At 60.1% G+C, this 12670-nt stretch carries 8 protein-coding genes; 5 read left to right on the top strand and 3 right to left on the bottom strand.

The genetic code is table 11. From position 1 onward, the window contains the following. The first annotated feature begins 6 nt into the window (after positions 1-6). Together ACIOWE_RS00565 and ACIOWE_RS00560 are read left to right on the top strand one after the other, a co-directional pair. The gene (locus ACIOWE_RS00565; RefSeq protein ID WP_401385974.1) at positions 7-3186 is read left to right on the top strand and encodes an efflux RND transporter permease subunit; all 3180 of its coding nucleotides are present in this window, start codon (positions 7-9) and stop codon (positions 3184-3186) included. Beyond that, positions 3183-4604, top strand: coding sequence for an efflux transporter outer membrane subunit (locus tag ACIOWE_RS00560; protein ID WP_201238087.1), 1422 nt, complete (start codon positions 3183-3185; stop codon positions 4602-4604). The genes ACIOWE_RS00565 and ACIOWE_RS00560 overlap by 4 nt, the downstream gene beginning before the upstream one ends. Positions 4605-4718: 114 nt before the next feature. On the opposite strand, the gene ACIOWE_RS00555 is transcribed toward ACIOWE_RS00560, so the two are convergent. Genes ACIOWE_RS00555 through ACIOWE_RS00545 form a run of 3 tightly spaced genes read right to left on the bottom strand, consistent with a single transcriptional unit; the run spans position 4719 to position 8002 of the window. After that, entirely contained in the window at positions 4719-5660 is a 942-nt protein-coding gene (locus ACIOWE_RS00555; RefSeq protein ID WP_401385971.1) for a biotin/lipoyl-binding protein, read from the bottom strand. 4 nt (positions 5661-5664) lie between these two features. After that, complete coding sequence (locus ACIOWE_RS00550) at positions 5665-5865, bottom strand: DUF1656 domain-containing protein (RefSeq protein WP_401385968.1); 201 nt, start codon at positions 5863-5865, stop codon at positions 5665-5667. Continuing rightward, complete coding sequence (locus tag ACIOWE_RS00545; protein ID WP_401385965.1) at positions 5855-8002, bottom strand: FUSC family protein; 2148 nt, start codon at positions 8000-8002, stop codon at positions 5855-5857. The genes ACIOWE_RS00550 and ACIOWE_RS00545 overlap by 11 nt, the downstream gene beginning before the upstream one ends. A 160-nt stretch (positions 8003-8162) precedes the next feature. Here ACIOWE_RS00545 and ACIOWE_RS00540 point away from each other — a divergent pair, with 160 nt between their 5' ends. From ACIOWE_RS00540 to ACIOWE_RS00530, 3 genes are all read left to right on the top strand, one after another. Further along, positions 8163-9218 carry a tetratricopeptide repeat protein gene (locus ACIOWE_RS00540; RefSeq protein ID WP_401385962.1) on the top strand — a complete coding sequence of 352 codons (1056 nt, stop codon included), beginning with the start codon at positions 8163-8165 and terminating at the stop codon, positions 9216-9218. Between the two features lie 212 nt (positions 9219-9430). Beyond that, a complete protein-coding gene (locus ACIOWE_RS00535) occupies positions 9431-10933 on the top strand; it encodes an ATPase domain-containing protein (RefSeq protein WP_401385959.1) in 1503 nt (500 codons plus the stop codon). After that, a complete protein-coding gene (locus tag ACIOWE_RS00530) occupies positions 10930-12600 on the top strand; it encodes an ATP-binding protein (RefSeq protein ID WP_401385956.1) in 1671 nt (556 codons plus the stop codon). Before ACIOWE_RS00535 ends, ACIOWE_RS00530 begins: the two co-directional genes overlap by 4 nt. Positions 12601-12670: the final 70 nt, after the last annotated feature.

Below are 12670 nucleotides of genomic sequence, written 5' to 3'. Positions count from 1 at the left end.
ACTCCGATGAATTTTTCCCAATTCTTCATTTCACGGCCGATCTTCGCAGCGGTGCTGTCGCTGTTGATCCTGATCGCCGGTGCGATCTCGCTGTTCCAGCTACCGATCAGCGAATACCCGGAAGTCGTGCCGCCAACCGTGGTGGTACGTGCGAACTTCCCGGGTGCCAACCCTAAAGTCATCGGTGAAACTGTGGCGGCTCCTCTGGAGCAGGCCATCACCGGCGTCGAGAACATGCTCTACATGTCCTCGCAATCCACCGCTGACGGCAAGATCACCCTGACCATCACTTTCGCCCTGGGCACTGACCTGGACAACGCGCAGGTGCAGGTGCAAAACCGGGTGACCCGAACCGAGCCGAAGCTTCCCGAGGAAGTGACGCGTATCGGTATCACCGTCGACAAGGCTTCGCCCGACCTGACCATGGTTGTGCACTTGACCTCGCCGGACAAGCGCTACGACATGCTCTACCTGTCCAACTACGCGATCCTCAACATCAAGGATGAGCTCGCTCGCCTCGGTGGTGTCGGTGATGTGCAGTTGTTCGGCATGGGCGACTATTCGCTGCGTGTCTGGCTCGATCCGAACAAGACCGCTTCGCGTAATCTGACCGCCACTGACGTGGTCACCGCCATTCGTGAACAGAACCGCCAAGTGGCTGCTGGCCAATTGGGCGCGCCCCCTGCCCCGAATGCGCAAAGCTTCCAGCTGTCGGTCAACACCCAGGGCCGTCTGGTGACTGAGGAAGAGTTTGAAAACATCATTATTCGCGCAGGCGACAACGGTGAAATCACTCGCCTCAAAGACATCGCTCGCGTTGAACTGGGTTCCAGCCAATACGCCCTGCGCTCGTTGCTGAACAATCAGCCGGCGGTAGCGATTCCGATCTTCCAGCGTCCCGGTTCCAACGCCATCGACATCTCGAACGAAGTTCGCGGCAAGATGGAAGAGCTGAAGAAAGGCTTCCCGCAAGGCATGGACTACAGCATCGTCTATGACCCGACGATCTTCGTGCGCGGCTCGATCGAAGCGGTGGTTCACACCCTCTTCGAAGCGCTGATCCTCGTGGTACTGGTGGTGATCCTGTTCCTGCAAACCTGGCGCGCTTCGATCATTCCGTTGGTGGCGGTGCCGGTATCGTTGATCGGTACGTTTGCGGTCATGCACCTGTTCGGCTTCTCGCTCAACGCCCTGTCGCTGTTCGGCCTGGTACTGGCCATCGGTATCGTGGTGGACGACGCCATCGTGGTGGTGGAGAACGTTGAACGGAACATCGAACTGGGGCTCAACCCCTTCGATGCGACCAAAAAAGCCATGGGTGAAGTGACTGGGCCGATCATTGCCACGGCGCTGGTGCTGTGTGCGGTGTTTATTCCAGCGGCGTTCATCTCCGGCCTCACCGGGCAGTTCTACAAACAGTTCGCTTTGACCATTGCGATCTCGACCGTGATCTCGGCGTTCAACTCGCTGACCCTGTCGCCAGCATTGGCCGCTGTGTTGCTAAAAAGCCATGACGCGCCGAAAGATCGCTTCTCCAAGGTGCTCGACAAGATATTCGGTGGCTGGTTGTTCCGTCCGTTCAACCGCTTCTTCGACCGTGCCAGCCATGGCTACGTCGGAACCGTGCGCCGGGTTATCCGTGGCAGCGGCATCGCTCTGTTCCTGTACGCAGGTCTGATGGTGCTGACCTTCTTCGGTTTTTCCAACACGCCGACCGGTTTCGTACCCGGCCAGGACAAGCAATACCTGGTGGCCTTCGCGCAACTGCCGGACGCCGCGAGCCTGGATCGCACCGAAGACGTGATCAAACGCATGTCCGACCTCGCCCTGAAACAGCCAGGCGTGGAAAGCGCCGTAGCGTTCCCGGGCCTGTCGATCAACGGCTTCACCAACAGCCCGAACGCCGGCATTGTGTTCGTGACCCTGAAACCGTTCGACGAACGTAAAGACCCGAGCATGTCCGCCGGCGCGATTGCCGGTGCCTTGAACGGCCAGTACGCGAACATTCAGGAAGCCTACATGGCGATCTTCCCGCCACCGCCGGTACAAGGTCTGGGCACCATTGGTGGTTTCCGTCTGCAAATCGAAGACCGGGGTAACCTGGGCTACGACGAGCTGTACAAAGAAACCATGAACATCATCAACAAGAGCCACAGCGTGCCGGAACTGGCTGGCCTGTTCACCAGTTACACCGTGAACGTACCGCAGGTCGATGCTGCTATCGACCGGGAAAAAGCCAAGACCCACGGCGTGGCCGTCAGTGACATCTTCGACACCCTGCAGATCTACCTGGGTTCGCTGTATGCCAACGACTTCAACCGTTTCGGTCGCACCTATCAGGTCAACGTTCAGGCCGAACAACAGTTCCGCCTCGAATCCGATCAGATCGGCCAGCTGAAAGTCCGTAACAACAAAGGCGAAATGATCCCGCTGGCGACCTTCATCAAGGTCAGCGACACCTCGGGTCCGGATCGCGTGATGCACTACAACGGCTTCATCACCGCAGAAATCAACGGTGCGGCGGCCCCCGGCTACAGCTCCGGTCAAGCGGAAAAGGCCATCGAGAAACTGCTCAAGGATGAACTTCCGAACGGCATGACCTACGAATGGACCGACCTGACCTACCAGCAGATTCTGTCCGGCAACACCGCGCTGTTCGTGTTCCCGCTCTGCGTACTGCTGGCGTTCCTGGTGCTCGCGGCTCAATACGAAAGCTGGAGCCTGCCATTGGCGGTGATCCTGATCGTACCGATGACCCTGCTGTCGGCCATCACCGGTGTAATCATCTCCGGCGGTGACAACAACATCTTCACCCAGATCGGCTTGATCGTACTGGTGGGACTTGCCTGTAAGAACGCGATTCTGATCGTCGAGTTTGCCAAGGACAAACAGGAAGAGGGTCTCGACCCGCTCGCTGCGGTACTTGAAGCCTGCCGTCTGCGTCTGCGGCCGATCCTGATGACCTCCTTCGCCTTCATCATGGGTGTGGTGCCTCTGGTGTTCTCCAGCGGTGCCGGCGCCGAGATGCGTCACGCCATGGGTGTGGCGGTGTTCTCCGGGATGCTCGGCGTGACCTTCTTCGGTCTGTTGCTGACGCCAGTGTTCTACGTGCTGATCCGTAACTTTGTCGAACGCAGTGAAGCCCGCAAAGCGGCCAAGGCCCTGAAATTGGAGGCGCAACAATGAGTCTGAAAGTCTTCCTGCCGAGTCTGCTGGTGCTGGCCCTCAGCGCCTGCGCCGTCGGCCCCGACTACAAGACCCCAGCCACGGAGGCGGCCAACATCACGACCGCCACCGACGGCGCCGCCGGGCAAAAGAACTTCGACCGTTCGAAATTCGAAGGCATCTGGTGGCAGCAGTTCGACGATCCGACCCTCAACCAGTTGGTGACTCAATCGCTGCAAGGCAACCGTGAATTGCGTGTGGCGTTCGCTCGCTGGAAAGCCGCCCGGGCGATCCGCGACGACGTCAGCAACGATGCGATGCCAACCATCACCAGCCGCGCCAGCAGTGATCTGGCCAAGGGGCAAATCCCTGGCCAGACCACCAAACGGGTCAACAGCGAACGCTATGACCTTGGCTTGGACATGGCCTGGGAACTGGACTTGTTCGGCCGTATCCAGCGCAATCTGGAATCGGCCGATGCCGAGCAGCAAGCGGTCGAGGCTGATCTGTACCAACTGCAAGTCACCATGATTGCCGAACTGGTGGACGCTTACGGCCAGCTGCGCGGCGCACAGCTGCGGGAAAAGATCGCCGTGGCCAACCTGAACAACCAGCAGGAGTCACGCAAGATCACCATCAGCCTGCGTGATGCCGGCGTTGGCGATCAGCTCGATGTCGAACGTGCCGATGCGCGTCTGGCCTCGGTCGAAGCCAGCGTGCCGCAATTGCAGGCGGAACAGGTTCGGCAGAAAAACCGCATCGCCACCCTGTTGGGTGAGCGTCCGGACAAGCTGACCGTCGATCTGAGTCCAAAAGACTTGCCGGCAATCGCCAAGGCCCTGCCAATCGGTAACCCGGGCGAGCTGCTGCAACGTCGTCCGGACATCCTCAGCGCTGAACGCAAACTGGCTTCCGCCACGGCGCGCATCGGTGTCGCCAAGGCAGATCTGTTCCCACGGGTCAGCCTCAGCGGTTTCCTCGGCTGGACGGCCGGACGCGGTTCGCAGATCGGCTCCTCGGCGGCCAACGCCTGGGCGCTCGGCCCGAGCATCACCTGGGCGGCGTTTGACCTTGGCAGCGTTCGGGCCCGGTTGCGCGGCGCCGATGCGGATGCCGAAGGCGCGCTGGCGACCTACGAGCAACAAGTGCTGCTGGCCCTGGAAGAATCGGAAAACGCCTTCAGCGACTACGGCAAACGTCAGCAACGGCTGATCTCGCTGATCCGCCAGAGCGAATCGAGCCGCAAGGCTGCCGATCTGGCAGAGATTCGTTATCGCGAAGGCACCACTGACTTCCTCGTGCTGCTCGATGCTCAGCGTGAACGTCTGAACGCCGAAGACAGCCAGGCCCAGGCCGAAGTCGATCTGTATCGCGGCATTGTCGCGATCTACAAGGCCCTTGGTGGTGGCTGGCAGCCGGAAACAGTCGCCAGCAAGTAACGTCCAGTTTTTAAAGAGCTCCTTTGGTTGGCCGCAACCAACCAATTTTTTGCCCCGCGTATCATTCGGTCGCGGGGCTTTTTTGTGCCTGAAGATTCACCCCTGCGGGTGAGGTTATTCCAGGATGGTGACAGTGGCCGTCGTGCCTGCGCGCAAGCGGTTCTTGCCGCCATAGTCACTATCGATGTCGATCCGCACCGGAACCCGTTGCGCCAGTTTCACCCAGGTGTAACTCGGGTTGATGTTCGCCAGCAGACGACTGCCCGGGGCGTTTTCCCTATCCGCGATGGCGAAAGCGATGCTTTGCACGCGACCGCCGAAGGTTTCCCCGCTCATCAACTGAATTCGCACGCGATCGCCCTCCTCGATCCGCGGCAATTTGGTTTCCTCGAAGTAACCGCTGATGTAGAACGAGTCGCTGTCGACCAGCGCCAACAGTGCGCCACCGGCCACTGCGTAATCGCCCTCACGGGTCAGCAGGTTGGTGACGTAGCCGCTGACCGGCGACTCGACACGGGTACGCTGTAAATCCAGTTCGGCCTGAGTCAGTGCCGCAATCGCCAATTGCACATTTGCCTGCGCCAGTCCGAGGTTGGCCTGATTGCGCAACAGATCAGCCTGAGCCACCGCCACGTCGGTACTGGACTTTTCCCACTCTTCCCCGGAGATCGCAAAACCCTGCTTGAGCGTACGGCGCCGGCGCTCTTCACTTTGACGCTGTTTGAGCAGCGCTTCGCTGGCAACAATCGCCGCTTGCGACTGGCCCAAGGTTGCTTTGGCCACTTCCACCGAGCGCCGCGAATGTTCTACCGCCAACGTGTAGCGCGCCGGATCGATCTCCATCAGCAGTTGCCCCTTGTCGACGTGCTGGTTGTCCTGCACTGCCAGGCTGACGATACGGCCGGAAACGTCGGCCGACAACGTCACCACGTCCGCCCTCACCCGGGCATCCCGGGTCCAGGGCGCACGGGTGTAATGTTCCCAGGCAAACCAGCCGAGTACGATGGCCAGCAGCACCACCGCCAACGTCATTGATCGAGCGAGTAACACTTTCAAGGCATCAGGCTCCCATCAGCAAAAGCAGCGTGGCACAGACGCAGGCATACAGTGCCCCTTCGAACAACGCCTCATGCCAGACCAGGCGCAGCACACCCAGACGGCGCAAGCTCCAATCCAGCAGCATGAAAATCGGTATGGCCAGCAACAGGGCCTGAGCAATGGGTGGCAGATAAACGCCGCCAATCTCGAAATCAATGGGCAAGGGCCGGCTCTCCTTCCGAGGCATTGCGTTGCAGGTACTCGCCGTGGCGCTGCAGAAACGACACGACGATCAGCAGTGCCACGCGCATGCGAAACACCGACCACAGGTGTTCATGACTGGCGACGTGCAGATCATCCAGCTCATCGCCCAGTGCGTGCAGCGTATCCAGCAACGGCGTCAGCTGCGCATCCTGTCGCCCGGCGACAAAGCGTCCGGTCTTGCGCAAGGCCGAAGACAGGTGCTGACTGAACACGTCCGTGAGCAGCGCATTGTTCTGCGCCTGCTGCCTGAGCTGGTGCATCGCCACACCCAGTGCCACGCAGCCCAGACTAATCTCGTACAACTGTTGCATGGCCCGGTCATTTGCCGCCGGCAGCAAACCCAGCATGCTGGTCAAACGATCGACCATGCGGCTTTCGAAGGCGAATTGCTGCTCATCGGTGGCTGGTTTTTTAGTCAGCTCATACACCTGCTCACGCGATTCGTTGAACAAGCGACGAAGGCGCCAAACCGGGCGAAACGGGAAAATCCACGCGTAGACGATCAGGGCGAGCATCGCTGCGCTGACATAGGCACCGGCAAATTCAAACCATTGGATCGACGTGTTCTGCCCGGTGCCGATATTCTGCGGGCCAAGCATGAGGAAACTCGACAAGCCCAGCCCCATGCCGATCCCTGCAGTCGCCGGGCTCGCCAAACCGACCGCGATCACATAAAGCAGCGGTGCCAGCAACAACGCCAGCCACTCGAAGTCACTGATCGCCGGCACCAGCATGAATTGATAGAGCGCCGATACCACGAGTGCCAGGCCCAAACCACGGGCATAACTCTGTGCCGCCATCAGCGGGCGCGGAAATGTCGCCATGAGCGAACAGAGAATCCCCACCAGAATCATCCCGCCCCGCGCACCGTCCCAAGCGGTTTCGATCCAGATCAACCCAGCGACCAGCAACGCGGTAAAGGCACGAATGGCGTTCATCGAGGCCAGAGTGAAATCCAGATGCAGGGGGCTGGCCTGACCGCGATAAAGGCAACTGGCCTCGCGCCCCTCCTGAATGGCATCGCTCAGCTCGAGGATCTGTTCCAGTTGCTGCAATAGACGCGCCTGCTCCCAGCGCAAGGCCCACGCCAGTGAACGCAGGGTGGCGCTCATGTCTTCGGTCAGTTGTTCGGCCTCATACGCCAGGGCTTCGAATTGCTGTTGCAGCGTCACGAAATGATGGCGCTTTTCGGCGGGGAGTGACCGGCCCTGCTCCGCCAACTGGTCGAGAAGCGCCAGCTCTTCGGCCCGCAGGCGCTGCACTTCCAGCGGCAGATCGCCCTCCCAGCGCTCGGTCAGCAGTTCGCGTTGATGCCTCAAGGCGGTCAGGCGCGAAGTCAGCAGCATCAATTGATTACCCAGCAACAGCACCAGGTTATTCGCGCTGCGCAACCGCGGCGCATCGAAGTACAGGTGACGGCGCAACCCTTCGAGGGCACTGATCTCACCGAGCAATTGCATTTGCCGACGTTGAAAGTCGGCTTCGCTCTCTTGCGTGCGAATGACCGCAGCGGAATGACTGGCGACCAGTCTGATCACCTGATCGACCTTGGCGAAATACCCCTTGGCGACAGCTTCCGGGCGCGCCGTGAGCAGACTGACCACACAGACACAGGCCACGGCCAGCAACGTTTCGGTCACGCGGGTGACGGCCAGCAGAAAAGTGCCGTCCTGATCGGGAATGGCCAGCAACGCCACCACCACGGCGGTGTAACCGCTGAGCACAAACGCCTGGGAACTGGTGTAGCGCAGCAACGTACCGCCCGCCGTGCAGAGCGCCAGCCACAGGGCCAGTGTCGTGATGAACGGCAGCGGCGCCTGCGGAAAGATTGCCATGATCAGCACCGCCACCGCGGCACCGAGCGTGGTGCCGATCACCTGGCCAAAACTGCGTGCCAGTGCCATGCCGGCCAGCGGTTGACTGACAATGACCACGGCCATGATCGACCACTTGGGCTGATCGAGATCGAACAGGAACGCCAGATACAGCGTCAGCAACCCGGCCGCAATAGTGCGCAGGGCAAACAGCAGGACGGCTTGACCGGGATGGATCACCGCCTTGAAATAATTCAGCAGGGATTGCATGGGCACACTCATTCAAGCGACTCCTGCAAGCGTAGACACTGCAGCGAAAGCCTGACGGGTTACACAGTCGACAGCACTTGTAGGGCGATTCGCATGCTCAGGGTTTGACTCAAGGTCCGAGCTGACCGAAGCTTGCCGCTCTGCTCAAGTACGCCTGCTTTCGGAAACCTGCATGCCTCAGTCTCGCCGCTATCTGCTTATCAGTCTTGGTCTTGTGCTTATTGTCGTCGTGGCATGGCTATCTGTGCGCAGTACCACTCCGGTCATCCCCGACGCGATAAAACATGGCTACAGCGAAGCGCTGGGCGCCGCCCGGACCGGTCAACCCGGTGCAGCGCGGCAGTTATATCAACAGCTGGGGCGCCCGGACTTGTCGGTCAAACGCCGCGTCTGGCTCCACGGCGAGCTGCCCAACTACCCAAGTCCGCTGGCATTGAAACTCGCCGACGCCGACCTGCAGAACGAGGCACCCGAGGTACGGCTGGCAGCGATCAAAAGTGTGGTGGGTCTGGTACCGGGCGGGCAACGCAGCCTGTTACTTGGCCCGATGCTCGAAGATGACGATCAGACCGTGCGTTTTGCTGCCATAAACGCCCTGCTCGGCTTGACCCCGGACGAGCTGGGACTGTATTTCGCGCCGCTGCAACAAGCGATCGATGGCTGGGAGCAAGCGCTCAAGGACCAACCGGAAAGCGCCGCGACTTACGCCCAACTGGCGCGCCTTTATATCCACAACGCCGAGTTGAAACAGGCGCAGCAAGCACTGGACAACACGCTGCGTCTGGAGCCGGGCAACTTGCAGGCACTGGTGATGCAGATCGATGTACTCGATCGTCAGGGACAAACTGATGCGGCGCGGCAGTTGCTCGCCCAACAGCTTAAGGCGCAACCTGACTCGGCGTATCTGCAACACGCCCTCGGTCTGTGGCTGTTGCACCACGGCCAGCGTGAATACGCCCTGCTCGGTTTGTCGAAAGCGGTCGAACTGGAACCTGACAACAAGGATTACCGCTACGACCTCGCCACTACTCTGCACAGTGCAGAGGAGCTGGAGGCGGCGCAGAAGCAACTGCAGGAAATCGTCCAGCGCCACCCGGCCGACCGCAAGGCGCGGGTGTTGCTGATCAACTACTGGAAAGAAAGCGGCCAGTTGCAGAACGTGCAGATTCTGCTGGCTCAGCTCGAGCAGTTGAACCCGGATGATCCGGCGTTGCAGCAAGGTCTCTGAATCGGATAGATGTGACCTGTGGCGAGGGGATTTATCCCCGATGGGACGCGAAGCGGCCCTCCTCTGCCCAGAGCCTGTTACCCATGCCATCGGGGATAAATCCCCTCACCACCAAGAAAAAGTGGAACTGCCATCACTGCAACGGGTCAAGTAAATCAGGCCGCTCAATTCAGTCAGCGGTCTCGCTTCCCCTAGTCATGAGAGGGCATTTTTTGTCTACATCTAACGAGTTGATCAGTGCGAAAGCCGCTACCGGCATTGTGGGTCTGGATGACATCCTGGCCGGTGGCTTGTCTCGCGGTCATGTTTTCTTGCTGGAGGGCGAGCCCGGAACCGGTAAAACTACGGTCGCCTTGCATTTTCTCCGGGCCGGCGCGAAGGCTGGCGAACGCTCGTTGTACATCACGCTTTCGGAAACCGAGCATGAACTGCGCCAGGGTGCGCTGTCCCACGGCTGGGAGCTTGACGACAACATCCATATCTTCGAACTGACGCCACCGGAAAGCCTGCTCAATGCCGAACACCAGCAGAGCCTGCTGTATTCCTCCGATCTGGAACTGGGCGAAGCCACCCGGCAGATATTCGAAGCGGTCGAACGCTTCAAACCGACCCGCGTGGTGCTCGACAGTCTGTCGGAGATCCGCCTGCTCGCGCAAAGCTCCTTGCGCTATCGTCGGCAGATCCTAGCGATCAAGCATTATTTCGTGCGCTATAACGCCACGGTTTTGCTGCTCGATGACCTGACCACCGAATCCCTCGACAAAACCGTGCACAGCGTCGCCCATGGCGTGATCCGGCTCGAAGAACTCACGCCCAACTACGGCGCCGAGCGGCGACGGGTACGGGTGGTCAAGTACCGTGGGCAAAAGTACCGCGGCGGTTTTCACGATTTCACCATCATGGGCGATGGCGTCCATGTGTTCCCACGACTGGTGGCGGCGGAGCATCGCGGCGATTACCCGCGTCTGCAGTTGACCAGCGGCATCAAGGAATTGGACGCATTGCTTGGCGGCGGGATCGAAACCGGCTCCAGCACGCTGATCCTCGGCCCTGCCGGTACGGGTAAATCGCTGATCTCGATGATCTTCGCCGCCGCCGCAGTGGCGCGCGGGGAAAAAGCCGCCCTGTTCATCTTCGACGAAGAACTGGAACTGCTTTTCGAGCGGATGAAAAACATCGGCATCGACCTCAAAGCCCTGCGCGCCACCGGCAATCTGCTGATCGAGCAAGTGGACGCCGCCGAGCTGTCACCGGGCGAGTTTTCACATCGAGTGCGCAGCTGCGTCGATGATGCCAACATCAAAACCGTGGTCATCGACAGCATCAACGGCTATCAGGCCGCGATGCCCGAAGAAAACGCCCTCGTGCTGCACATGCACGAACTGTTGCTGTACCTGAACCGCAAAGGCGCGGCCACCTTCATGACCGTTGCCCAGCACGGTCTGGTTGGCGACATGCAAGCGCCGGTCGACATCACTTATCTGGCTGACACGGTGATTCTGTTGCGTTACTTCGAAGCAATCGGCAAGGTCCGCCGCGCTATCTCCATCATCAAGAAACGCACCGGTAGCCACGAATCGACCATTCGTGAATACCGTATTTCGAAGCAAGGCATGACCATTGGTGAACCGCTGGAAGCCTTCCAGGGCGTGCTTCGTGGCGTACCGACCTACCTCGGCGCGAGTAATCCGCTGTTGCAGGAAGAGAGCTCGTGACAGTGTCTGTGCCGCTGGCCGAGCGCGCGCTGATTCTGGCGCCATTGGGCCGCGACAGCCAAATTGCGCTGATGATTCTCAACGAGGCGGGTTATGGAGGCCTGATTACGCCGGACCTTGCCACACTGTGTGCGCAACTGGAGCCCGGCGCCGGTCTGTTGCTGATCGCTGCCGAAGCCTTGCGCGGCCCGGAGTTGGAGGCGCTGTTTCTGTATCTGGAACAACAACCGGCGTGGTCGGATCTGCCGATTGTTCTGCTCACGCATCATGGCGGACAGGAACAAGGGCCGTCCTCGCGCCTCAGCGATTTGCTTGGCAACGTAACGTTTCTTGAGCGCCCGTTTCATCCGGCAACGCTGGTCAGCCTGGTGTCCGCCGCCCTTCGCGGTCGTCGACGACAGTACGACGCCCGCGATCGCCTGATCGACCTGAGTGAAAGCGAGCGGCGCCTGCAATCGACCCTGGAAACCCTCGAGCAGCAGGTCGAAGAACGCACCGCACAGCTGCGGCACAACGAAGAAGCGTTGCGTCAGTCGCAGAAGATGGAAGCGGTCGGTCAGCTCACGGGCGGTATCGCCCACGACTTCAATAACATGCTCACCGGCATTATCGGCAGCCTTGAACTGCTGCGCCGGCGCTTGGCCCGAGGGCGCACTGATGACCTCGACAGTCTGATCGATCTGGGCGTGACCTCGGCCAACCGCGCCGCCGGCCTGACCCATCGTTTGCTGGCGTTTTCCCGTCGGCAGTCACTCGATTCCAAAGCCGTGCAGATGAATACCTTGGTGCTGTCGATGGGCGAGCTGTTGCAGCGCAGCCTCAACGAAAGCATTCAGCTGGATATGCGTCTGGATGAAAAGCTCTGGGTCGCCGAGGCAGACCCCAATCAGCTGGAAAGCGCCCTGCTCAATCTGGTCATCAACGCCCGCGACGCCATGCCCGAGGGCGGCCTTCTGGTGGTCGAGACCAGTAATCAGGTGCTGCGCCGTGACTTCACCGAGGCCTATCCCAATCTTGAACCCGGCGACTACGTGATGCTGAGTGTCACCGACAACGGCAGTGGCATGCCGCAGAGTGTCATCAACCGTGCGTTCGATCCGTTTTTCACCACCAAGCCCATCGGTCAGGGCACAGGACTTGGCCTGTCGATGATCTACGGCTTCAGTAAACAGTCACGCGGCCATGTGTCGATCGACAGCGAGATTGATCAGGGCACGACGGTCAAACTCTATCTGCCGCGTTTCCGTGGCGAAGAACTGGAACAACCGACCAGCGATACCGAGCAAGTCCCGCATGCAATCGACGGCGAAACCGTCCTGATTGTCGAAGACGACCCGGCCGTGCGCTTGCTGGTCAGCTCGGTACTGGGTGAACTCGGTTATGCGTTTGTCGAGGCTGGGGATGCTGATGGCGCCGTACCGATTCTCAACTCGGCGCAGCGTATTGATCTGCTGATCAGCGACGTCGGCTTGCCGGGCATGAACGGTCGGCAACTGGCAGAGATCGGTCGGCAATACCGGCCGGGCTTGAAGGTATTGTTCATCACCGGGTACGCCGAACATGCGGCGGTGCGGGGCGGTTTCCTCGACTCGGGGATGCAGATGATCACCAAGCCGTTCACCTTCGATCTGCTCACCGCCAAAGTGCGGGAGATGATCCGCGGCTGACCCCCTCAAAAAACTTGTAGGAGCTGCCCGAGTCTTCGGCAGCTCCTACAGGGAGATATTAAGGTCAGGC

The sequence above is a fragment of the Pseudomonas sp. NPDC087598 genome, assembly GCF_044743525.1.
GTDB lineage: Bacteria > Pseudomonadota > Gammaproteobacteria > Pseudomonadales > Pseudomonadaceae > Aquipseudomonas.
This window is presented reverse-complemented; position numbering and strand designations above follow the sequence as displayed.

What these genes read in the sequence shown, in the direction of transcription:
- ACIOWE_RS00565 (WP_401385974.1), top strand. Translation starts at nt 7, where the DNA reads ATGAATTTTTCCCAATTCTTCATTTCACGGCCGATCTTCGCAGCGGTG.
- ACIOWE_RS00560 (WP_201238087.1), top strand. Translation starts at nt 3,183, where the DNA reads ATGAGTCTGAAAGTCTTCCTGCCGAGTCTGCTGGTGCTGGCCCTCAGC.
- ACIOWE_RS00545 (WP_401385965.1), bottom strand. Translation starts at nt 8,002, where the DNA reads ATGAGTGTGCCCATGCAATCCCTGCTGAATTATTTCAAGGCGGTGATC.
- ACIOWE_RS00540 (WP_401385962.1), top strand. Translation starts at nt 8,163, where the DNA reads ATGCCTCAGTCTCGCCGCTATCTGCTTATCAGTCTTGGTCTTGTGCTT.